At 72.1% G+C, this 20,973-nt stretch carries 23 protein-coding genes; 8 read left to right on the top strand and 15 right to left on the bottom strand.

Annotation, left to right across the window (positions count from 1 at the left end; genetic code table 11):
- Nucleotides 1-56: 56 nt before the first annotated feature.
- The 6 genes from ACFFR3_RS46970 to ACFFR3_RS46995 all read right to left on the bottom strand — a co-directional run bounded on the left by ACFFR3_RS46970 (nucleotide 57) and on the right by ACFFR3_RS46995 (nucleotide 6,122).
- On the bottom strand, nucleotides 57-815 hold the full coding sequence (locus ACFFR3_RS46970) for an SDR family NAD(P)-dependent oxidoreductase (protein ID WP_345405592.1): 759 nt from the start codon (nucleotides 813-815) through the stop codon (nucleotides 57-59).
- A 96-nt stretch (nucleotides 816-911) separates the two neighbouring features.
- Entirely contained in the window at nucleotides 912-2,111 is a 1,200-nt protein-coding gene (manD, locus tag ACFFR3_RS46975) for a D-mannonate dehydratase ManD (protein ID WP_364372345.1), read from the bottom strand.
- A 28-nt stretch (nucleotides 2,112-2,139) separates the two neighbouring features.
- The gene (locus tag ACFFR3_RS46980; RefSeq protein WP_345405598.1) at nucleotides 2,140-2,967 is read right to left on the bottom strand and encodes a carbohydrate ABC transporter permease; all 828 of its coding nucleotides are present in this window, start codon (nucleotides 2,965-2,967) and stop codon (nucleotides 2,140-2,142) included.
- A complete protein-coding gene (locus ACFFR3_RS46985; protein WP_345405601.1) occupies nucleotides 2,964-3,908 on the bottom strand; it encodes a carbohydrate ABC transporter permease in 945 nt (314 codons plus the stop codon). Before ACFFR3_RS46985 ends, ACFFR3_RS46980 begins: the two co-directional genes overlap by 4 nt.
- Nucleotides 3,908-5,221 (bottom strand): ABC transporter substrate-binding protein, encoded by a 1,314-nt coding sequence (locus ACFFR3_RS46990; RefSeq protein ID WP_379485288.1) that lies wholly within the window; start codon nucleotides 5,219-5,221, stop codon nucleotides 3,908-3,910. The genes ACFFR3_RS46985 and ACFFR3_RS46990 overlap by 1 nt, the downstream gene beginning before the upstream one ends.
- A gap of 115 nt (nucleotides 5,222-5,336) precedes the next feature.
- On the bottom strand, nucleotides 5,337-6,122 hold the full coding sequence (locus ACFFR3_RS46995; protein ID WP_345405610.1) for a FadR/GntR family transcriptional regulator: 786 nt from the start codon (nucleotides 6,120-6,122) through the stop codon (nucleotides 5,337-5,339).
- A gap of 107 nt (nucleotides 6,123-6,229) precedes the next feature.
- Here ACFFR3_RS46995 and ACFFR3_RS47000 point away from each other — a divergent pair, with 107 nt between their 5' ends.
- Complete coding sequence (locus ACFFR3_RS47000; RefSeq protein ID WP_364372354.1) at nucleotides 6,230-8,521, top strand: polysaccharide lyase 8 family protein; 2,292 nt, start codon at nucleotides 6,230-6,232, stop codon at nucleotides 8,519-8,521.
- Between the two features lie 64 nt (nucleotides 8,522-8,585).
- Here the strand turns inward: ACFFR3_RS47000 and ACFFR3_RS47005 are convergent, their stop codons facing one another.
- Nucleotides 8,586-9,170, bottom strand: a complete 585-nt coding sequence (locus ACFFR3_RS47005) for a TetR family transcriptional regulator (RefSeq protein ID WP_345405616.1) — start codon at nucleotides 9,168-9,170, stop codon at nucleotides 8,586-8,588.
- Nucleotides 9,171-9,226: 56 nt separating this feature from the next.
- On the opposite strand from ACFFR3_RS47005, the gene ACFFR3_RS47010 reads away from it, so the two are divergent.
- Nucleotides 9,227-10,093, top strand: a complete 867-nt coding sequence (locus ACFFR3_RS47010) for an SDR family NAD(P)-dependent oxidoreductase (protein WP_364372357.1) — start codon at nucleotides 9,227-9,229, stop codon at nucleotides 10,091-10,093.
- A gap of 100 nt (nucleotides 10,094-10,193) precedes the next feature.
- On the top strand, nucleotides 10,194-10,760 hold the full coding sequence (locus tag ACFFR3_RS47015) for a dihydrofolate reductase family protein (protein ID WP_345405622.1): 567 nt from the start codon (nucleotides 10,194-10,196) through the stop codon (nucleotides 10,758-10,760).
- 50 nt (nucleotides 10,761-10,810) lie between these two features.
- On the opposite strand, the gene ACFFR3_RS47020 is transcribed toward ACFFR3_RS47015, so the two are convergent.
- Entirely contained in the window at nucleotides 10,811-11,236 is a 426-nt protein-coding gene (locus tag ACFFR3_RS47020) for a peptidase inhibitor family I36 protein (protein WP_345405625.1), read from the bottom strand.
- Between the two features lie 216 nt (nucleotides 11,237-11,452).
- Here ACFFR3_RS47020 and ACFFR3_RS47025 point away from each other — a divergent pair, with 216 nt between their 5' ends.
- Together ACFFR3_RS47025 and ACFFR3_RS47030 are read left to right on the top strand one after the other, a co-directional pair.
- Nucleotides 11,453-11,602 (top strand): GPGG-motif small membrane protein, encoded by a 150-nt coding sequence (locus ACFFR3_RS47025; RefSeq protein WP_345405630.1) that lies wholly within the window; start codon nucleotides 11,453-11,455, stop codon nucleotides 11,600-11,602.
- Nucleotides 11,603-11,712: 110 nt separating this feature from the next.
- Nucleotides 11,713-12,186 (top strand): hemerythrin domain-containing protein, encoded by a 474-nt coding sequence (locus ACFFR3_RS47030; RefSeq protein ID WP_364372361.1) that lies wholly within the window; start codon nucleotides 11,713-11,715, stop codon nucleotides 12,184-12,186.
- A gap of 60 nt (nucleotides 12,187-12,246) precedes the next feature.
- On the opposite strand, the gene ACFFR3_RS47035 is transcribed toward ACFFR3_RS47030, so the two are convergent.
- The 3 genes from ACFFR3_RS47035 to ACFFR3_RS47045 form a co-directional block, all read right to left on the bottom strand.
- On the bottom strand, nucleotides 12,247-12,906 hold the full coding sequence (locus ACFFR3_RS47035) for a maleylpyruvate isomerase family mycothiol-dependent enzyme (protein WP_345405633.1): 660 nt from the start codon (nucleotides 12,904-12,906) through the stop codon (nucleotides 12,247-12,249).
- A 77-nt stretch (nucleotides 12,907-12,983) separates the two neighbouring features.
- Nucleotides 12,984-13,316: a YnfA family protein gene (locus tag ACFFR3_RS47040; RefSeq protein ID WP_345405636.1), complete on the bottom strand. Its 333-nt coding sequence runs from the start codon at nucleotides 13,314-13,316 to the stop codon at nucleotides 12,984-12,986.
- A 23-nt stretch (nucleotides 13,317-13,339) separates the two neighbouring features.
- Nucleotides 13,340-13,738 carry a hypothetical protein gene (locus ACFFR3_RS47045; protein ID WP_345405639.1) on the bottom strand — a complete coding sequence of 133 codons (399 nt, stop codon included), beginning with the start codon at nucleotides 13,736-13,738 and terminating at the stop codon, nucleotides 13,340-13,342.
- Nucleotides 13,739-13,817: 79 nt separating this feature from the next.
- Between ACFFR3_RS47045 and ACFFR3_RS47050 the strand changes: the two genes are divergently transcribed.
- Both ACFFR3_RS47050 and ACFFR3_RS47055 read left to right on the top strand, forming a co-directional pair.
- Entirely contained in the window at nucleotides 13,818-14,192 is a 375-nt protein-coding gene (locus ACFFR3_RS47050) for a MerR family transcriptional regulator (RefSeq protein ID WP_345405642.1), read from the top strand.
- A gap of 54 nt (nucleotides 14,193-14,246) precedes the next feature.
- Complete coding sequence (locus tag ACFFR3_RS47055; protein WP_379485289.1) at nucleotides 14,247-16,046, top strand: bifunctional copper resistance protein CopD/cytochrome c oxidase assembly protein; 1,800 nt, start codon at nucleotides 14,247-14,249, stop codon at nucleotides 16,044-16,046.
- Here ACFFR3_RS47055 and ACFFR3_RS47060 read toward each other — a convergent pair.
- The 3 genes from ACFFR3_RS47060 to ACFFR3_RS47070 form a co-directional block, all read right to left on the bottom strand.
- Nucleotides 16,031-16,288, bottom strand: coding sequence for a hypothetical protein (locus tag ACFFR3_RS47060; RefSeq protein WP_345405648.1), 258 nt, complete (start codon nucleotides 16,286-16,288; stop codon nucleotides 16,031-16,033). The genes ACFFR3_RS47055 and ACFFR3_RS47060 overlap by 16 nt on opposite strands.
- Nucleotides 16,285-17,442 carry an erythromycin esterase family protein gene (locus ACFFR3_RS47065; protein WP_379485290.1) on the bottom strand — a complete coding sequence of 386 codons (1,158 nt, stop codon included), beginning with the start codon at nucleotides 17,440-17,442 and terminating at the stop codon, nucleotides 16,285-16,287. The genes ACFFR3_RS47060 and ACFFR3_RS47065 overlap by 4 nt, the downstream gene beginning before the upstream one ends.
- Nucleotides 17,443-17,514: 72 nt before the next feature.
- Nucleotides 17,515-18,357, bottom strand: a complete 843-nt coding sequence (locus tag ACFFR3_RS47070) for an AraC family transcriptional regulator (protein ID WP_379485291.1) — start codon at nucleotides 18,355-18,357, stop codon at nucleotides 17,515-17,517.
- Nucleotides 18,358-18,425: 68 nt separating this feature from the next.
- On the opposite strand from ACFFR3_RS47070, the gene ACFFR3_RS47075 reads away from it, so the two are divergent.
- The gene (locus tag ACFFR3_RS47075) at nucleotides 18,426-19,187 is read left to right on the top strand and encodes a class I SAM-dependent methyltransferase (RefSeq protein WP_345405656.1); all 762 of its coding nucleotides are present in this window, start codon (nucleotides 18,426-18,428) and stop codon (nucleotides 19,185-19,187) included.
- Between the two features lie 7 nt (nucleotides 19,188-19,194).
- On the opposite strand, the gene ACFFR3_RS47080 is transcribed toward ACFFR3_RS47075, so the two are convergent.
- Nucleotides 19,195-20,850, bottom strand: coding sequence for a SpoIIE family protein phosphatase (locus tag ACFFR3_RS47080; protein ID WP_379485292.1), 1,656 nt, complete (start codon nucleotides 20,848-20,850; stop codon nucleotides 19,195-19,197).
- Between the last annotated feature and the right edge of the window lie 123 nt (nucleotides 20,851-20,973).

Below are 20,973 nucleotides of genomic sequence, written 5' to 3' on the forward strand. Positions count from 1 at the left end.
TTGTCGATCTACGACACACCGAGCGATCGCCACTCAGGTCACTTCTGAAACACGACCTAGAGGTTGAATCCGCCCGACACCTCGAGGACCTGCGCGGTCACCCAGCGCCCCTCCTCGGAGGCAAGGGCGGCGATCATGGCGCCGATGTCGCCGGGCTCGCCGATCCGGCCCAGGGCCGTACGCGCGGCGAGCGGCGCGGCCAGCTCGGGGAAGCGGCTGAAGGCGTCGCCGGCGAACCGGGTACGGGTCGGGCCGGGGGAGACGCAGTTGACCCTGATGCCGCGCACGCTGAACTCCTTGGCCATGTAGCGGGTCAGCACGTCGAGTCCGCCCTTCATCGAGCCGTACACCGAGTAGCCGGGCTCGAGACCGGCCGTCGCCGTCGAGCTGCTGCCGGTGTTGACGATCGCGCCGCCGTCGGCGAGCAGGGGCAGCAGCTGCTGGGTCAGGAAGTACGGGCCCTTGAGCAGGACCCGCGTCAGCCGGTCGAACATCTCCTCGGTGGTGTCCTCGAACAGCGCCGCCTCGGCCTGACCGGCGTTGTTCACCAGCGCGTCGAACGTGCCGCGGCCCCACGTGTCGCGCAGCGCGGCGGCCACGCTCTCGCGGAAGGCCGGGAACGTGCTCGTGTCGCCGAGGTCGAGCGGCAGCGCGACGGCGGTGCCGCCCTCCTTCTCGATGGCGGCGACGGTGTCGAGCCCGCCCTGGACGTTGCCGCCGTAGGTGAGGACGACGCCGGCGCCGCGCCTGGCGAGCTCGATCGCGGCGCTCCTGCCGATGCCGGAGCTGGCGCCCGTGACGATCGCGACTTTCATGATGGTCCTTTCACCGCTTGCTTGGGATGACTCCATTCAAGCGGTGCGACCAGGGGAAACCCTAGATCGATCCTCGCCGGTTCTTGCCTGATCCTCTCACCAGTCGTGGATCGTGCCGTCCTGGAGCCGGTTGATCGGCAGGTACGCCGCCTCGTACGGATGCGCCGCCGCCCGCTCCTCGTCCAGGCTCACGCCGAGCCCGGGCTCCTCGCCCGGGTGCAGGTGCCCGTCGGTGAAGGTGTAGGCGTGCGGGAAGACGGCCTCGGTCGCCTCGGTGTAGCCGGCGTACTCCTGGATGCCGAAGTTGTGCACGGCGAGGTCCAGGTGGATCGCGGCGGCCATGCCGACGGGGGAGATGTCCTCGGGCCCATGGACGGCGGTCTTGATCTGGTATTGGGCGGCGTAGTCGAACAGCTTGCGCAGCGGTGACACGCCGCCGAAGTGGGTGACGGCGGAGCGCACGTAGTCGATGAGCTGCTCGCCGATCAGCGTCCTGTAGTCGTAGACGGTGTTGAAGACCTCACCGATGGCCAGCGGCGTCGTGGTGTGGGAGCGCACCAGCCGCAGGCCCTCCTGGTTCTCGGCGGGCGTGCAGTCCTCCAGCCAGAACAGGTCGTACGGCTCCAGGTCCTTGCCCAGCCGGGCCGCCTGCATGGGGGTGAGGCGGTGGTGGGCGTCGTGCAGCAGCGGCAGGTCGGGGCCGAACTCCTGTCGCACGGCGTCGAAGACCTTGGGCAGGCTGCGCAGGTAGGCGGCGGTGTCCCAGTCCTCGACCACGGGACGCGGCCCTGCGGCGGTGTCCACGGTGTGCCGGACGCCGTACACCCGCTTGAGCCCCGGTACGCCGGTCTGCACGCGGATCGCCTGGTAGCCCTGTTCGAGGCGGGCCCTGATCGAGTCGAACAGCTCGGGCAGGTCGCGGCCGGAGGCGTGCCCGTAGGTGCGGACCCGCTCCCTGCTCGCGCCGCCCAGCAGCTGGTAGAGCGGCAGCCCGGCGACCTTGGCCTTGATGTCCCACAGGGCGACGTCCACGGCGGCGATGGCGGCCATCGTGACGGGACCGCGTCGCCAGTACGCGCCCCGGTAGAGCGACTGCCAGGTGTCCTCGATGCGGTGCGGGTCGGTGCCCAGCAGCAGCGGCACGACGTGGTCGGTCAGGTAGCTGACGACGGCGAGCTCGCGCCCGTTGAGCGTGGCGTCGCCGAGGCCGGTGACGCCCTCGTCGGTCTCGATCCTCAGCGTGACGAAGTTGCGGCCCGGGCTGGTCAGGACCACCTTGGCGTCGACGATCTTCAATGCTCTGCCTTTCGTGAAAGAGGGGGCCTCAGCCCTTGGTGGCCCCGGCGGTCAGCCCGGCGACGAGGTACTTCTGCCCGAGCACGGCGACGATGACGACCGGCACGGTCATGAGGGACGCGGCGGCCATCAGGCCGCCCCAGTCGGTGCTGGCGTAGGAGATGAAGTGGAACAGGGTCACCGGCGCGGTCTGGGTGTCCTCGTCGGAGAAGATCAGCGCGAACATGAAGTTGTTCCAGCTGAAGATGAACGCCAGCACCGACGCGGTGGTGGTGCCGGGCGCGGCCAGCGGCAGCGCGATGCGCCAGAACGCGCCGAAGACGCTCAGCCCGTCGGTACGCGCGGCCTCCTCCAGCTCGATCGGCAGCCCTTCGAAGAACCCGATCATGATCCACAGGATCAGCGGCACGGAGACGAACATGTGGCTGAGCACCAGCACGGTGTAGCTGCCGACCAGCCCGGCCTGCGCGAACAGGTAGTACCAGGGCACCAGCAGCGAGATGGCCGGCACGATCCGCGCGACCAGCACCAGCGAGCCGGTGCGGTGCATCCTGAACCGGCCGACCGCCCACGCGGCGGGCACCGCGATGATCGCCGACAGCACGGTGGAGACCACGCCGACGATCAGCGAGTTGCGCAGCGCCGCCACCACCTCGCCGTCGGCCAGGACGTTGCGGAAGTTGTCCAGCGTGGGGGAGAAGATCAGGCCCACCGTGGGATCGGTGACCTGCACGTTCGTCTTGAACGCGGCGGCGAACAACCACACGATCGGCAGCACGAAGATCAGGCACACGATCGTGATGAGGGCGCCCCGCAGCCACGGCAGGGCGCGGCGCCCGGAGCCGGCGGCGATCATGCGGACTTCCTTCCCGGACGGCGGCGGAGCAGGACCACCACTCCGGCGATGGCGAGGGTGAACAGGACCAGCACGGCCGAGGCCAGGCCGTACTCCTGGTAGTCGAAGGTCAGGCCGTAGGCGTAGACGTTGAGGGTCTCGACCTCGAAGTCGGAGCCGCCGCCTGGCCCCTTGGTGGCGTACAGGATGTCGAAGGTCTTCAGCGCGTCGATGGCGCGCAGGATCAGGGCGGTGGCCAGCGTGGGGAAGAGCATCGGCAGCACCACGAAGCGGAAGCGCTGCCAGCGGCCCGCGCCGTCCACGTGCGCGGCCTCCGCCGGCTCGGCCGGCAGCGTGGTGAGGCCGGCGAGCAGCAGCAGCGTCATCATCGGCGTCCACTGCCAGACGTCGATCAGCATGAGGACCGGCAGCGACTGGCCGACCGAGCCGAGGAACTCCTGCGGCGGCAGCCCGACGGAGGCCAGCAGGTGGTTGGCGATGCCGTTGGTGGGGTCGAGGATGAGCAGCCACAGGATGCCGACCGCGACCGGCGTGGTCAGCAGCGGGATGATGAGGATCGTCCGCACCCACCTGCTGCCCCTGAACGGCCTGCGCATCAGCATGGCAAGAGCCAGCCCGAGCACGGTCTCGATGATCACCGCGCCCACCGTGAAGGCGGCGGTGCGCCCGACGGCCGGCCAGAAGCGGCGCACGTCGGTGAGCGCGTCGGTGAAGTTGCGCAGCCCGACGTAGCCCTTGCCGGCGTTCACCGCGCCGAACGCGTCGGTGAAGGCCAGGTTGAGCGTGAAGATCAGCGGAAAGACGATCATCAGGCCGACGAAGGCGAGCGCCGGCGTCAGCATCGTCCACTTCAGGCGCCGATTGGCCTGCTCGAACGAGCGCTGCGGGCGTGCGCCGCGAGCGGTCGCGGGGCGGCGTGCCGCGGCGGAGGTGACCGACATCAGCCCTCCCTGTGGCGGTTGTCGCGGACGAGGAAGTCGGCGAACTCGGCGTCCGCCTCCCGGGCGATCGGCGCCACCGGCTCGCCGAGGATGCCGGCCACCAGCGGGCGGCCGACGATGTCGCGGGCCCTGCCCACCTGCAGCACGTCGGGCCGGTCGATGCCGAGCCCGATCTCCGCCTGCCGCCGCATGGCCTTGGCCAGGTCGGCGGGGAACGCGGCGAGCGTGGCGGAGTCGGACCAGGCCGACTGGCGGGCGCCGGGGATGCCGTCGGCCTGCATGCGCCTGACCATCTCGGGGTCTGCCGCCCAGCGGATGAACTGCCAGGCCTCGTCGCGCAGCCGGGAGAACCGGCTGACGCCGAGGCTCCAGGACGGGATGTTGAACGGCCGCGCCCCGGCGGGCCCGGCGGGGAAGGGGGCGAAGCCGACCTTGTCCTGCACGGTCGAGATCTTGGGGTCGAGGAAGTTGGTGTAGATGGCGTCGGCGTCCACGTAGAAGGCCGCCTTGCCCTGGGCGAAGATCGGCATGGCCTGTTCGAGGCTCATGTTGGTGGCTCCCGGCGGCCCGGCCTGCTCCAGCAGGCGGCCGTAGTACTCGTACGCGGCGATGGCCTCGGGGGTGGCGATGCCGGAGCGGCCGTCGACGGTGAAGTCGCCGCCGAAGGAGTACAGGAAGCTCGACCACATGCTGACCGCGCCGGCGCGCTGGCCGCGGCCGACGAAGCCGAAGAACCCGTCGCCGCGCCCGGCGAAGCGCAGCGCCTGCTCCATCAGCTCGTCCAGCGTCCCGGGCGGTGAGGTGAGGTCCTTGCGGTAGTAGAGGGCGGGCCGCTCGGTCACCACGGGGACGCTCAGCACCTTGCGCGCGCTGACGGAGCGCTCGCGGGTCGCCGGGAGGAAGTCGTTCCAGGCGAAGGCGGCGTCGCCCGTCACGAGGCCGGTGAGGTCGGCCAGCCAGTCGTTGTGCGCGAAGAGCAGCTGCTCCTGCAGCGCGCGGACCATCATCACGTCGATGTCGGCCGCCGAGGCGTTGAGCTTGACGTTGTAGCTGTTGGCGAGCTGGTCGGAGGTGAGCAGCGTCATCGACACCCGCCGCCCGATCCGCTCCTCGAACTCGGGCAGCAGCTTCGCGACGGCCTGCGACCAGACGTGGTTGACCGCCATGACGCGCAGCGGCGTGTTCGCCGAGGGCTTGCCGCCGCCGGACGAGCAGCCCGCGAGCGCCGTGCCGCCCAGGGAGACGGCGGCCGCCGCGGCGAGCCTGCCGAACGCCCGCCGGCTCACAGGGCGGCTGAGGGGGTGGTCGTTCATGGATCGGCTTTCTGCATCGGTACGTCCTCTGCGTGGTCCAACTGGTAGGACCAGTCGGACCATAGCAGTCCATCGTCACCGATCGCCACCCCCCGGTGACGGGAGACAGGGGAGGTCAGCGGCGGTGGGCGGCCTGGCTCAGCAGCGCCTCGATGTGCTGCCTGGCCATCACGTCGACGCTCACGTCGAGGTCGGCGCCGTAGGTGCGCAGCCCCAGCGTGAGGTGCTCGCGCATGTGGTCGCGGGCCCGCTCGACGTCGCGGGCGGCGATCGCCGCGTAGATCTCGGGGTGGTGCGGCACGCCCGGCTCGCCGATGCCGGGGTCGGAGTGGGAGCGCAGCATCATCTCGAACATCATGCCGCTGATCGACGACAGCATGATGCGCAGCACCGGATTGCCGCTGGCCTGCGCGATCGCGTCGTGGAAGTCGAGGTCGGCATGGGCCTTGTCGACGACGTCGGTGGCCTTGAGCAGCGCGTCGTTGGCCTGCTTGATGACCGCGAGCTGCGCCTCGTCGGCCCGCTCGGCCGCCAGCCCGACGATCTCGACCTCCAGCGGGATGCGCGCCTCGATGAGCTGGCGGACCGTCGGCCGGCCCGCGCGGTAGAGGGCGTCGTAGTGGCGGGCGTGCTGGGAGGTCTGCTCCCTGACGAACGAGCCACGGCCCGGCGCCACCTCGATCAGGTGCTGGGCCTCCAGCCGGCGCAGCACCTCGCGTACGACGTTGCGGCTGGCCCCGAACTGGGCGGCCAGCTCACGCTCGGAGGGAAGCTTGGAGCCCACCTGGATCTCGCCGGAGCGGATGCCGTGCTCCAGCTGGCGTGCGATGCGCTCGGTGAGCAGCCCCCGGTAGGACTGTGCGATGTCCTGGCCCATCGGTGCTGGCGGGTCGGCGGGCATGCACCAGAGGATACAGGAGGCCGTCCTGACCCCGTACGGAGCCGGAACGGCCGGACCTGATGACGACATATGATCGCTACGTTCGAAAGCTGCCCGGAAAGGCCCATATGACCCACCCGCTCAGCCGCCGCTCCGCTCTGCTCGGCGCCGCGGCCGTGGCCGGCCTGGCTCTCGAGGGCAGAGCCGGGGCGAGCGTGGTGGACGCGGCGGCTTTCGACACCGCCCGCCGCCGGTGGGTGAGCCTGCTGGCCGGCACGTCGTACGACCCCGCCTACGCCGACAAGACCAGGGCCGTCGAGGGCTCGGCCAGGGCCGTGCTGCGCAAGCTCAAGCCCGACGCGCGTCGCCCCAGCCTCTGGCCCGACCTGCCGCTCGGCGACCCGAACAGCGGCAACTTCAACCGCTCCTACAACCGCATGCGCACGCTGGCGATCGGCTGGGCCACCCCCGGCACCGCCCTGCACCACGACGCCCAGGTCGCCGAGACCGCCGTCAAAGCGCTCGACTTCCTGTACGAGCACGCCTACAACGAGCGCATCGGCCGGCGCGGCAGCAACTGGTACTGGTGGGAGATCGGCGTCCCCCGCGCCCTGACCGACACCTGCGCCCTGCTCTACGACGGCCTGCCCAAGGACCGGCTCGACCGGTGGCTGCGCCCGCTGCGCCGCTGGTGCCCCGACCCCGAGCGGCGCATCAGTCACCCCGGCGTCATCGAGACCGGCGCCAACCGGGCCGGCAAGGCCATGGCCGTCGCCATGCGCGGCCTGCTCACCCACGACGCCCGGCTCGTCAGGAAGGCCAAGGACGCCGTCTCCGACCTGCTGCGCCTCACCCGGGGGCCGGGCGACGGGTTCTACCGCGACGGGTCGTTCATCCAGCACGACATCTACCCCTACACCGGCAGCTACGGCGTCGACTATCTGGAGAGCGTGGCCAGGCTGATCGCCATGCTCGCCCGCTCGCCCTGGCAGATCGGCCGCATCGACGCGGTGTACGACCTCGTGGACCGCTCCTTCGTGCCGTTCGTCTTCGACGGGCTGATGATGGACTGCGTACGCGGGCGGCAGATCTCCGTGCAGGGCCACCGCGACCACCACTCGGGCCAGAAGACGATCGAGGCCATCCTGACCCTGCTGGACACGGCGCCCGAGAAGCACGCGAAACGGTGGCGGCCCCTGGTCAAGGGCTGGCTGACCCGCAACCAGGCCGTGCCGTACCAGGCGGTCGCGCCGCTGGCGAGCATCGCGCGGGCGGACGCCCTGCTGCGTGATCCGTCGGTGCCGGTCGGGCCGCGCACCACCGGCACGTACGTCTTCGCCGACATGGACCGGGTCGTGCACCGCCGGCCCACGTGGGCGTACGCGATCGCCATGAGCTCGCGGCGGATCGGCGCCGTCGAGGCCATGAACAGGGAGAACCTGCACGGCTGGTACACCGGCGACGGCATGACCTACCTCTACACCGCCGACCTCACCCACTGGAACGACGAGCTGTGGCCGACGATCGACCCGTACCGGCTGCCCGGCACGACCGTCGACCGCCGCAAGCGCGGCGACCTGCGCCACGGCACCCGCCGCCGCCCGGCGACCCCGTGGGCGGGCGGGGTGGCGCTGGACGGCGAGTACGGCCTGGCCGTCATGAAGCTCATCGGCGACGGATCCTCGCTGCGGGCCAAGAAGGCCTGGTTCCTGCTCGACGACGCCGTGATCGCGCTCGGCACCGGCATCACCGCCTCCGACGGCCGCCGCGTCGAGACCGTCGTCGAGAACCGCAACACCCACGGCGCCCACCCGGCCCTTTCCAAGGGCGACGGCTGGGTGCACCTGGCCGGCGTCGGCGGGTACGCGCTGCTCGACGGCGCCAAGCCGAAGGTGCTGCGCGAGAAGCGCACCGGGCGCTGGCGCGACATCGACAAGGGCGCCACGACCGGCGGCGACTCGACGCCCGTCACCCGGCACTACACGACGATCCTGCTCGACCACGGCGTGGACCCGCGCAAGGCCCGCTACGCCTACGCCGTGCTGCCCGACGCCTCGGCCAACCAGACCGCCGCCTACCAGGGCCGTGTCAAGATCCTCGCCAACTCCGGCACCGTTCAGGCCATCTATCGTGACAACCTGGTGGCCGCCGTGTTCTGGCGGGCCGGGACGGTCGAGACCGACGAGGGCCCGCTGAGCGCCGACGGGCCGTGCGCGGTGGTGATGCGCCGCGACCAGTTCCAGGTGCGCCTCGCCGTCGCCGACCCCTCCAGGACCGCCGACGACCTCAAGCTCACGCTGCCCTGGCGGATCAAGTCGATCAGGAAGGCCGACCGGGGCGTGCGCCGGTCGAAGGGCGCGCTCAAGGTCGAGGTCGCCGGCACCCGCGGCCACACCCGCACAGCGGTCCTGAACGTCTGACCGCCTTCGGAGGCGGCCTTGAAGGCACGCCGCCGCAAGGGCGCGCCCGTGCGGTGAGGCGCGCTCAGGACGGCCGATCCGTGCCTGGGGCGAGGAAGGCGGGGCGGAGCATCGTGAAGACGCGGTCCGTCAGCGCGGTCCTGTCGGCGGAGCCGCCGGTGCGCAGCCATTCGCGGGCCACCGTGTCGAGCGCGGCCCCGGCCGCGGCCGCCGCCAGGTCGGCCTCCAGCTCCGGCACCCCGCGCCCGGTCAGCGCCTCGATGATCCGGCCGCGCGCCTCGTCGCGCTTCTGCAGCAGCCTGGTACGCAGCGCCGGTGTGTCCTCGATCAGCCGCATCACCTCGATCTGGGTGTTGATCCGCGCCTCCCAGTCGCGCAGCACCGCGTGCAGGCACTCCCACGGCCCCTCGCCGGCGGGCCGCGCGGCGATCTCGGCGGCCACCTGCTCGGCCAGCGCCTCGACGCCGCCGAACAGCACGTCCTCCTTGGCCGGGAAGTAGCGGAAGAAGCTGCGCTTCGACAGCCCGGCCGCTCTGGCGATGTCGTCGACGGTCGTCTCGTCGAACCCGCGCTCGGTGAACAGCTCAAGCGCCCGCCCGGCCAGCTCGGCGCGGACGGCACGCCTGGTGCGATCTCGCAGACCTTCCATGACCACACACCCTACACCAGTTGCCATGTGTGGCACTCGGTGTCATATTTGGGCTCATGCTCTCAAGCGATGGAACCCCCAAGACCGTCCTGATCACCGGCAGCACCGGCGGGATCGGCAAGGAGACCGCACGCGGCCTCGCCGCACTGGGCGCCCGGGTGATCCTGGTCGGCCGCGACCTCTCACGGGCGCGGCAGGCCGCCGCCGAGATCGGCGGCAGGACCGAGGCCATCGCCGCCGACGTCACCCGCCTGCGCGACCTGACCAGGCTCGCCGCCGACGTGGCCGCCCGCTGCGACCGCCTCGACGTGCTGGTCAACAACGTCGGCGCCCACCCGCCGCGCCGCACCCTCACCGAGGACGGCGTGGAGCTCACGTTCGCCGCCCACGTGCTGGCGCCGTACACGCTGACCCGCCTGCTGCTGCCGCTGCTGACCGGCCGGGTGGTCAACCTCACCGGCGGCATCCCCGGCACCCCGATCGACCCGGGCGACCTGCAAGCCGAGCGCCGCTACCTGGGCTGGACGTTCAGCCAGTACAACCACACCAAGACGATGCTGATGGCGATGAGCCTGCGCTTCGCCGAGCAGGTGGCCGGCACCGGCGTCACGGTGAACGTCGCCTACCCGGGCCACGCCCACACCCCGATGAACCGGTCGATGACCACGGCCGGCTTCCCGTACGCCTACCGCCCGCTCGTCCCGCTCCTGCGCCTGGCCGCGCCCCGGCTCCTCGCCGACCTGGCGAAACCGGCCCGCTCCAGCATCCACCTCGCGTCGAGCCCCGAGGTGGAGGGCGTGAACGGGGCGTACTTCGACGCGAAGTGCCGGCGTACGGACTGGCCGGCCGCCGCGCTCGACCGCCGGGCTCAGGACGCCGTCTGGGCGCTGTGCGAGGAACTGACCGTGAGTCTCGCGCTCTGAGAAAAAAACTTCGGCCGGCGTGTAGAGGCGGCTGGGACGGCTCCGACTACAGGGTGACGGAGCCGAGAGGCGGCGCCGGTCGGAGCGAAGAAGGTGCACCATGAGCAGGATCGTGCTGGACGTGTCGATCTCCCTCGACGGTTTCTCGGCCGGCCCCAACGTACGGATGGACGAGCCGATGGGCGACGGCGGCGAGCGGCTGCACGCGTGGATGGCGGGCGAGGGCCCCGGCGGCGCGGCCGAGCTCGCGATCCGGCAGGAGGTGGACGCGTCCGTCGGAGCCGCCCTGATCGGCCGCCGCACGTTCGAGCTGGGCCTGCGCCCGTGGGGCGGCACGCCCTGGCCGTACGCACCGGGCTTCGTGGTCACCCACCGGATCGAGGAGGACTTCACCGGCGACAACGGCGGCAGGTTCTCCTTCGACGGGCTGGAGGCGGCGGCGCGGCGCGCCAAGGAGGCCGCGGGCGGCAAGGACGTCCTGGTGCTGGGCGCGGACCTGGCCAGGAGCCTGCTCGCGGCGGGCCTGCTGGACGAGGTGCACCTGCACGTCATGCCCTTCCTGCTGGGCGAGGGGACGCCGCTGTTCGGCGGCGTGCGGGCCGAGCTGGAGCCCCTGGGCGCGCCCGTCGGGGGCGTCGCCGCCCACATGCGCTACCGCGTGCGGTGAGGGGTGCCGCCGCCCGCCGGTCCCTGGGTGGCGGCGGCTCGCGGGGCGGCTCAGCGCCAGCGCAGGAAGTCCACCGTGTCGTTGTCGCCGGGCGGCTCCTCGATCGACCGCCCGGGGAGGAGCAGCCTGATCCTGAGCCGCCGGAGATCGACCAGGACGGCGGTGGAGCCGGTGCGGTTGACCCAGGAGGAGACGTTGTTCGCCGCCGTCGGGCCGCCGACGCCGCCGGGCATCGGCAGGTCGAACAGGTCGACGTCGTAGCCGGCGCGGACGCCGTACGCGGGGCCGCTGCGGTTGTAGTCCCGGTACAGGCACAGCGTCGCCCACGGGCAGGGCTGGCCGTCGGCGAGCCGGAAGACGCCCTCCGGCAGCGCCAGGCGCGGCGCGGCCTGGGCGGGGAGCGCGGTGGCCGTGACCGCGGCGGCGACGGCCAGGCCGGTCAGCAGGCGGGCGGCGGTGGTGGTGATGCGGCGCATCGGGGTGTTACCTCCATGAGAGTGCTGCGGATCTGACGACCTCACCATCTCGTAACCATGCGAATGAGAACAGTTACACGCAGTGACATCGCGCAGGTCATGGCGGTACGCCGACCTGGCCGAGCGGTCACCTTGGCATTCGGCCGTGATCGAAGCGTTACCGCACCCGGCGCGGGATCCCGTTTCCCGGCCCCGCCTCAGGGCAGTCGCGGTCCCATGGCTACTCTTCTTTGGATTCTCGCCGTCATCCTCGTCGTCGCCGGTGTCTACGTGCTGCTGGCCCGCCGCGACATCCTCTGGGGCATCGTCCTCATCGTCGTCGGACTGCTGGTCGGCCCCGGCGGGGTGAGCATCTTCAACGTCTGACGCCCGGCGCGACCGGGCCCCCACGCGGGCCACGTCCGGCCGCGACCGCGCGGCCGGCCCGCCCCCGTACGAACACGTCCCCCGCACACCCCCTGAGGAGAAAGCGCTCCATGGACGCCATCGTGCTGCTCAAAGACGACCACAAAACCGTGGAGAAGCTGTTCAAGCAGTTCGAGAAGGCCGGGCCGAAGGCCCACAAGGAAAAAGAGAAGATCGTCGCCCAGGTCATCGAAGAGCTGACCGCGCACACGTACATCGAAGAGACGATCTTCTACCCGGCCGTCCGCGCCGACGTGCCCGACACCGACGACCACGTCCTGGAGAGCGTCGAGGAACACCACGTCGTCGTCTGGATGCTGTCGGAGCTCAAGAAGCTCGACCCCGCCGACGAGCACTACGACGCGAAGATGACCGTTCTCATGGAGAACGTCCGTCACCACGTCGAGGAGGAGGAACAGGAGTGGTTCCCCCAGGTCCGCGAGGCCCTGGGCCGCAAGCGGCTGCAGGAGCTGGGCGAGCAGATGGCCCAGGCCAAGAGCGACGCGCCCCGGGACCCCCTGAAGATCCCCAGCGCCACCCAATGACCACCTGAACAGGACCGCTCGCAACGGGACCGCGCCGCATCCGGCGCGGTCCCGTTCTGATCACCGCATGCCCTGCCGTTCGCGCAGGACCTCCACCCCGTCGCCGGTCAGCTCGTCGCAGTACGCCGCCCGCCCGGTCATCGCCATCACCAGCGCCAGCGTGGACCCCGACACCAGCGGTCCCGACCCCGTCGCGAACGGGCCGTCCCCGGCCGCGAGCCGCAGCCCGGCGATCCGCTTCTTGCCGGGCAGCACCATGTCGGTGCCCTGGTAGTACTCGGCCACGCGGGTGAGGGTGCCGATCGGGTAGGCGCGCCGGATGCCCAGCGGCCGGCGGATGTCCTCACCGTGCACGATCGTCTCGCCCAGCATCGCGATCACCGGCAGCGGCGGCTTCGTGGTGCTGGTCACGACCCGGCGGAACCGGCCGAGCGTCTCGCTCGCGTCCGCGCCCAGCTGCTCGGCCAGCCGCATCGCGACCTGCCGGTCGAAGTCGAACCGGCACCGGATCACGCCCGCCAGCCACCGCACGCCGTTCAGGCTCGCGCCGGAGGTGAGGTGGGCGAGCACCTCGCGCACGCTCAGCCCCGCGCACAGGGACGGCGTCGCCCACTGCTCCCCGGTCAGCCCCGCCAGGTCGTCGGCCAGCGCCGCCCGCTCGGCGTGCACCAGCGCCCAGCCGCCGTCCGGGGGAGCGGCCTGCCGTCGTGCGTCCGTCATATCGTCCTTCTTCGTATATTTTCCAACGGTCAGCAGGTACGGACTCGCGCGGCGGCCCGAAATCATCGCTCACCGGGTCAGGTGCGTGGGGCGTACATGATGACGAGGACGCCGGCCAGGCAGACCAGGGCGCCGATGACGTCCCAGCGGTCGGGGCGGAAGCCGTCCACCACCATGCCCCACGCCAGCGAGCCCGCCACGAACACCCCGCCGTAGGCGGCCAGGATGCGGCCGAAGTTCGCGTCGGGCTGCAACGTGGCGACGAAGCCGTACAGGCCGAGGGCGATGACGCCGGCGCCGATCCACAGCAGCCCGCGCTGCTCCCGGACGCCCTGCCAGACCAGCCAGGCGCCGCCGATCTCGGCGAGGGCGGCCAGGGCGAACAGCAGCAGCGAGCGCAGGATGGTCATGGCAGGTAGTACATCGCATGGTGTCAGGGGGTGCTCGTCCGCGGGGTGATCCACAGGCCCTTCGCGGTGAGACGTTCCATGGCTCCTTCGAGGTCGTCGGTGAGGTGGTAGAACTCGTCCAGGACGGCGCGGGCGGTCTCGTCGTCGATGACCGCGCAGTCCCACACGACCTCCTCGCCCGTCCCGGTGACGTCGAAGGCGAAGAACGCGCAGCACGCCTTCTCCCGCGCGGCCAGATCCCGCACCCACGCGGCCACTCCCGGCTCGGCGCGCAGCCGGAACCGGATGCCCTGGGCGGTGCGCTCCCGGGCGATCAGGTGCCGGCCGAACAGTTCGTGGTATTCGTCCAGGCGCTGCCGGGGCGTGTCGGATGCGGTGCTCATGTCGCAGACGACCGGGGTGCCGGGGGCGGGGATGTCCATGATCTTCCTTCCTCTTGTGACGCCGGTGGAGGCAACCGTAGAGTCTGGACCCGGGTCCAGAGTCAAGGGATGAGATGCCGTGAAGATCGGTCAGGTCGCCCGTGAGGCCGGGGTCAGCGTGGACACGGTCCGCTTCTACGAACGCCGCGGCATCCTTCCCGCCGCCGCGCGCCGCCCCTCCGGCTACCGCGAGTTCGACCCCGCCGCCGTCGAACGCATCCGCACCGCCAAGGCCCTGCAGGAGCTGGGCTTCACCCTCGACGAGGTCACCGCCGCCCTGACCGCCCACGACGGGGGCGGTGCCACCTGCGAAAGCGAGCGCTGGCGGCTGGAGGCGGTGGTGGCCCGCTTCGACGCCCGCCTCGCCGAGCTGGAGCGCGCCAGGCAGGCGGCCGCCCGAGCCCTCCAGGACTGCCACTCGGGCCACTGCCGCCTCCGCTTCGAGAGTCCTTGAACCGAGGGCGCCGCTCGTGCGTACCCGTGTGTACGCGGCTGGGAGTGGTGCCTGATGACGGTTGATGCGCGGTTCGATGCTCGGGCGGGGGCGCGGCTGAGCACCCGGTGGTACGCGAAGGCTTACGTCGTTGCCCTGGCCGGTGTGGGGGCGCTGGTCCTGGTGGGGGCGTTGCGGTTCGGGGGCGGTGCCGGGGTGCCGCAGATCGCCGGGCTGCCCTCCGCCGGGCCGGTCACCGAGTGGGGGCTGCCGCTGGTCCGGCTGGTGTACGAAGTGTGTGCGGCGGCTTGTGTGGGGACGTTGCTGGCGGCGTCCGTGCTGGCGCCGGCCGCGGCGCCCGAGCGGGAGTCGTGTCTGCGGGCGGCCGGGTGGTGGGCGCTCGCGTGGGCGTTCTCCTCTTTGGTGAGCTATCTGCTCACCTTGTCCAGCTTCATTCCGATGCCGGTCGGCGAGCTGCTGGCCCAGCCGGACATGCTCGGGTTCGGCGCGGGGCTGCCGCAGACGCGGGCGTTGCTGCTGGTCGTGGCCGTCACGTTCGTGGTGGCGACCGCGACGATGGCGCCGCGCCTGCCGCGCCGGGTGCCGCTGGTGATCGCGTCGGCGGGGCTGCTGCCTCCCGCGTACGTCGGCCACGCCGCCTCCGCCGGCGACCACGACCTCGCGGTGTCCGGGCTGATGGTGCACCTGGCGGCGATGGCGGTGTGGGTCGGCGGGCTGGGCGCGGTGCTGCTGCACTTCCGCCGCTCCGGCGACCTGCCGGTGGTGCTGCGGCGCTTCAGCGCGATCGCGCTGTGCTGCTTCGCCGCCGTCGCCTTCTCCGGCGCGGTCAGCGGCTGGGTACGGCTGGGCACGCCGTCCGACCTGTGGCAGAGCCCGTACGGGATGCTGCTCCTGGCGAAGATCGCCACGCTGGCCGTGCTGGGGTGGTTCGGGTGGACGCATCGGCGGCGCACGGTCGCGGGCGTCGCCGACCGGAGCGTGCGCAGGACGTTCGTCCGGCTGGCGGCGGGCGAGCTGGTCGTGATGGCGGTGGCGATGGGGCTGGCGGTCGGCCTGGCCCGCACCCCGCCTCCGGCGGGCGGCGAGGCCGGCGCGCACGCCCATCCGGCGCTGGAGTACGCACTCGCCCCCTTCTCCCCGGCCGCGCTGATCACCGAGGTACGGCTGGACCCGCTGGTCGTGCTGCTGCTCGCGGTGCCCGCCGTCGCGTACCTGGCCGGCCTGCGCCGGGTCCGGGGCTGGCCGCGGACCCGCACGATCGCGTGGTACGCCGGGCTCGCGCTGGCCGGGCTGGTGCTGCTCGGCGGGGTGAGCGGGTACGCGCGGGCGATGCTGTCGGCACAGGTGCTGCAGCACGTGGTGCTCGCGCTGGTCGTGCCGCTGCTGCTGGCCGCCGGGGCGCCGGTCACGCTGGCGGCGCGCAACGACGCCCTCAGGAAGCGGCTCAGCCCGCGCGCCGCCGTGGGCCTGGCCGTCGCCTGGCCCGCCATGGCACTGCTGCTGTACGGAACGGGCTGGCTGGCCTGGTCGATGACCGGTTACGCCGAGCACCTGGGCACCGAGCTGCTGTTCCTCACCGTGGGCCTGGTGACGGCCTGGGCGCTGGTGGGCCCGGACCGGCCGGCCCTCCCGCCCGGGTGGCGGGGCCGCCTGGCGGCGGTGGCCGGCCTGACGTACGCGGGGGTGGGGGCGTACCTGCTGCTGGCGTCCCCCGTAGCGGCCCGCTGGTTCGCCCTGGCCAGGCCCCACGACGCCCCCGACCTCATCACCGACCAGTACCTGGCGGGAGTGCTGCTCCTGGTCATCCCCCTGCTCACACTGGCCGCGCTCCGTAAGGCTCAGTCCGTCCAGTGAAACCAGGCGTCGAACACGGTGTACGGCGGACTGCCCAGGAACGTCTCCACCCGGAGCCCCGCCGGCAGCGGCCGGCCGAGCGTCGCGGGATCGAGCAGCGTGCTGCCGTGCCGGAGGGATGGGAGCAGGAGCTCCGGCAGGTCGCCGCCGTGCTGGAACGTCACGACCCCGTCCAGCCGTCCTGGGTGGAAGCCCTCGACCGCACCTGGCCCACCCGCCCAGGCGCCGTGGTCGAAGGTCACATCTCTTCGGTGGTCTCCTTGATGAAGACGACGGCGTCGGCTGCGGCGAGGTGGGCGGGGTCGAGGGGGAAGTACGCGAAGTCGGGCGAGACGCGGGTGCTCATGCCGGGGACGGTGGCCAGGCGGCCGGCGTCGAGGAGGGAGCGGTCCCAGGGAAGGCCCGCCATGCGGCCCTCCACGGTGTCAGGGGAAGGCGGTTCGCCGGCGACGGTGCCGAGGGCCGAAGCGAGGAAGGCGTAGCCGGGGCCGAGCCTGGTCCGGGTGATCGCGCCCGCGCTCGACCAGCGCAGCACGTCGTCGCCGAACGGCATGGTGGACTCGTTGCGCTGCAGGTGCAGGTTGTGGGAGAAGACCAGGGCGGGACCGTGGCGCTCGGCGATGGCGCACAGGTTGTCCGCCATCATCACCGCGCGCAGGGCCGACAGCCGGGTCCAGCGGACGGGGGAGTCGTCGGCCAGCCAATAGTGGTAGCGCAACAGGCCGGTGGCGGTGCGCGCGTACAGCTCGGCCTGCTCCCTGTCCTCGTCGCTCAGCTGCGGCTGCTGCGTCGCCAGCAGGGCGACCAGGTCGTCGGCGATCACCCGCAGCCGGACGGCCTCGGGGGAGCGGCCGATCGAGCGGGCGGGGTTCATCGCCGACTCCTCGTCCGACCAGCGCTCGTCGGCGCCGAGCAACGCGTCGAGGGTCTCGCGGGTGCAGGGGTACGGCTCGCGCAGGAGGTCGTAGAGGCCGGTGAGCGCCTCGCGCGGGCTGTGCGCCCAGTATTCGAGCGGCCCGTCGAAGCCGAAGAAGCGCAGCTTCTCGTCATGCTCCTCGTTGTACGCCCGCATCCACCGCACCAGCTCCCTGTTGCCCGGCAGGCTGCCGAAGTCGTGGCTGAAGCCGTGCTCCATGACCTCGTCGAGGCTGCCCTTGCCGGTGGTGACGTAGTCGTCCACGATCCGGGCCTTGAGGCAGTCGATCTCGAGCACGACCGCGCGGTAGCCGTCGTGCTCGACCAGGTGGGGGAAGAGCTCGTTGCGCAGGTCGCGCAGCTCCTTGACGCGGTGGGTGGCCTCGCCGAGACCCAGCAGCCGGGGGCGGGCGGGCAGCGAGCCGAGGAAGGCCGACAGGGCGGCGCCGTCGAGGGGACGCGCTATGTCCTTGAAGTTCATGCCTTCAACGGTATCGTTGAACTTTCGGTGTGAACTTGGCGGAGAATCTCCTAGACAGGAGCAGAAAAAGTCTCAACCGTGCAGGTCAGGCCAGGCGACGTCGTCCACCGCCAGGAACGGCGCCGCCGCCACCGCCGCCGGGGTCATGCCGGCGAAGGCCACCACGTCCCGGTGCAGGTGCGACTGGTCGGCGTAGCCGCTGTCGGCGGCCACCGCGGCGGGGGCGTGGCCGGCGGCCAGCCGGTGGGCGGCGTGGTCGAAGCGGATCAGCTGGGCGACCCGCTTGGGCGTGAGGCCCGCCTGCGCGCGGAAGCGCGACCACAGGCGCTTACGGCTCCAGCCGACCTCGGTGACGAGCCCTTCCACGCGGACCCGGCCCCGCCGCGCCACCATCTGCCGCCAGCAGTGGGCCACCTCGGCATCCACCGTCCTGCGGACGTCGTCCCGCCGCCTGATCAGCGCGTCCTCAGCGATCGTGAAGCGCTCCTCCCAGGTGGCGGCGGCGGTGAGGCGCTCCTGGAGATGCACGGCCGCGCGCCCCCACAGGTCGTCGAGCGAGAGCACCGTGCCGCCCAGCTCCGACGACGCGCCCAGCAGCTCGTGGGCGAGCAGCGGCGACAGCCGCACCTGGAGGCAGGCCGTCTTCCTGGTCAGCCCCCGCCCCCTGATGCCCTTGGGCGCGAGCCCGGCCACGACGCGCTCGCTCTGCCGGGCGCCGTGGTCGTCCTCGATGACGAACGACGGCTCGCCCAGCTCGATGAGCACCGTCACCGCGGGGTGGGGCACCAGCGCGAGCTCGTGGTACTCGTTGGCCTGGTCGCTGAACCCCGCCATCGTGACCCCGGGCAGGCGGCCCGGCCGCGCGGGGACCGCGATGTCCCACCGCGGTCCGCGAATCGGCTGCGCTGATCGCACGCCGCCATGCTATGGCGCGCCGGACTCGGGTCCGCGGCCTGCCCCGCAGGCATGCCAGGATGCTCGGCATGTCGCAACGCGCCCTGAGCTTCGGCACGATCGCGGAAGCCTACGAACGGTACCGTCCCGGCTATCCCGACGAGCTGGCCCGCCTGGTCCTGGAGTACGCCCGCCGGCCGGTCACGACCGCGCTGGAGATCGGCGCGGGCACCGGCAAGGCCACCCGCGTCCTCGCCCGGCACGGCGTCGCCGTCACCGCGACGGAGCCCGACCCCGCCATGCTCGCCGAGCTGCGCAAACACGTCCCGGCGAACGTCACGCCGGTGCGGGCCGCGTTCGAGGAGCTGCGCCCCGGCGTGACGTACCCGCTGGTGTTCGCGGCGGCGGCGCTGCACTGGACCGACCCGGGCGAGCGGTGGGCGCGCATGGCCGCGCTGCTGGAGCCGGGCGGCGTGTTCGCCTCGTGCGGCGGGCCGCTGCTGCTCGCCGACCCCGCGGTGGCGGCGGCCGTGGCGGCGGCGCGGGAGCCGTACCTGGCCGACGACACCATCCCGGCGCCCGACGGGACGCCTCCCGAGGCCGCCATGCAATGGCCGGGCAGCGAGCTGGAGCGGTCGGAGTGGTTCGGCGACGTGGAGCAGCACGTGATCGAGCGGCGCGTCGAGCTCAGCGCCCGCGACTACGCCGGCCACCTGTCGACCGTCTCGGCCTATCTGATGCTGCCGGACGAGCAGCGCGAGCAGGTGCTGACCCGCATCCTGGAGGTGCTGCCCGCGACCGTGGAGATGACCGGCGACCTCATCCTCCACCTGGCCCGCCGCGTTCCATGACGGACCGTCAGCGGCGGATCTGGGCGGCGAGCAGGGCGACGTCGTCCTCGGCGCCGCCGCCCACCATCGTCCGCACCACCGCGTCGCAGAAGTCCTCCAGCGGCAGCCGCGCGGCGGCGGCGAGCGCGACGCCGAGCCGGTCGATGCCCGCCTCGATGTCGGCCTCCCTGGTCTCGATCAGGCCGTCGGTGTAGAGGACGATCCTGCTGCCCGGCGGCAGGTCCACCTCCAGCGAGTCGAACATGCCGAACCCGAGGCCGATCGGGGTGCCGGTGGGCGGACGGGGGAAGGAGACGGTGCCGTCCGGGTGCACGACGGCGGGCGGCGGATGACCTGCCGAGGCGAGCCTGCAACGCCCTGTGGCGGGGTCGTAGACGGCGTACAGGCAGGTCGCGCCGGCCGTGCCCAGGCGGGCGCCGCACGCGTCGGCGCTCTCGTCGGCCAGCCTGACCAGCATGTCGTCGAGGTGGTTGAGGAGCGCGCAGGGCGGCTGGTCGACGTACGCGAGGGTGCGCACCGCCATCCGCAGCCGTCCCATGGTGGCCGCGGCGTGGATGCCGTGGCCGGTCACGTCGCCCACGACCAGCGCTATCCGGCCGTCGGGCAGCGGGATCGCGTCGTACCAGTCGCCTCCCACGTCGTGCAGGTCGGACGGCATGTAGCGGGAGGCCAGCTCCACCTCGCCGGTGCCGGTCAGGCGCGGCGGCAGCATGTTGCGCTGCAGGGCCAGGGCGGCCGTGCGCTCCAAGGTGTACTGGCGGGCGTTGTCCAGGCTGAGCGCCGTCCGCGCGCCCAGGCCCTCGGCGAGCGCGAGGTCGCTCTTGGCGAACGGCACCTTGTTGTCGGTACGGACGAACACCGCGACGCCCAGGATGTCACCGCGCGCCTTGAGCGGCACGATGATCAGCGAGTGCATGCCGACGGCGTGGATGATCTCGGCACGGTCGGGGTCCCGGTCGAGCCAGGTGCCCGGTGCGGTGTCCAGGAACGGCTCGAAGTGCGAGCGCCCCGAGTCCAGCACCATGGTGAACGGCGACGACGGCGGCACGAACACCGCCTCGCCCCGCTCCCACAGCGACTCCGGCACGCCGTCGTGGATGGAGGCCACACCCGCCCGGTAGAAGGCGGGCACGCTGTCCTCCGTCGCCTCCAGCCGCTGCAGTGGCTCCGCTCCCGGCAGCACCGCCTCCGCCAGGTCCACGGTGACGTAGTCGGCCAGGGCGGGCACCGCCAGGTCGGCCAGCTCCTGGGCGGTGCGGCGGACGTCCAGCGTGCTGCCGATGCGGATGCTGGCCTCGTGCAGGAGGGTCAGGCGGTCGCGGGTGTGGCTGTGGCCGATGTCCAGCACCATCGAGCACAGGCCGACCGGGCGGCCGTCCGCGTCCTCCAGGCGGAAGAACGAGGTGGACAGCTTGTGCTCCTCGCTCCGGCCCGGCGACGTCCAGTGCGCCTCACGGTCGATCCGCGGGACGCCGTCGGCGAGCACCTGCAGCATCGCCTGCCTGGCGCCGCGCGTGTCCAGGCCCGGCTCCAGGTCCGACAGGGCGCGGCCGACCTGGTAGTAGGGGAACACGTGCTGCAACGCCCTGGCCGCGTCGTTACGCCAGACGCACCGCAGGTCCCGGTCCCAGACGGCGATCGCCATGGGAGTCCGCAGCAACATCGGCTCGAGAAAGGGCCGCACAGCGGAGAGCGCGTCGCCCCCATCGGTGTGCGATTGCGCGGGCGGCCTTTCCGCCGGCTCCCCGCCGGGCCGGTTCACGGGTGTGCCCATGAGGGACCCATT

It is taken from the genome of Nonomuraea salmonea, assembly GCF_042428605.1.
Taxonomy (GTDB): domain Bacteria; phylum Actinomycetota; class Actinomycetes; order Streptosporangiales; family Streptosporangiaceae; genus Nonomuraea; species Nonomuraea salmonea.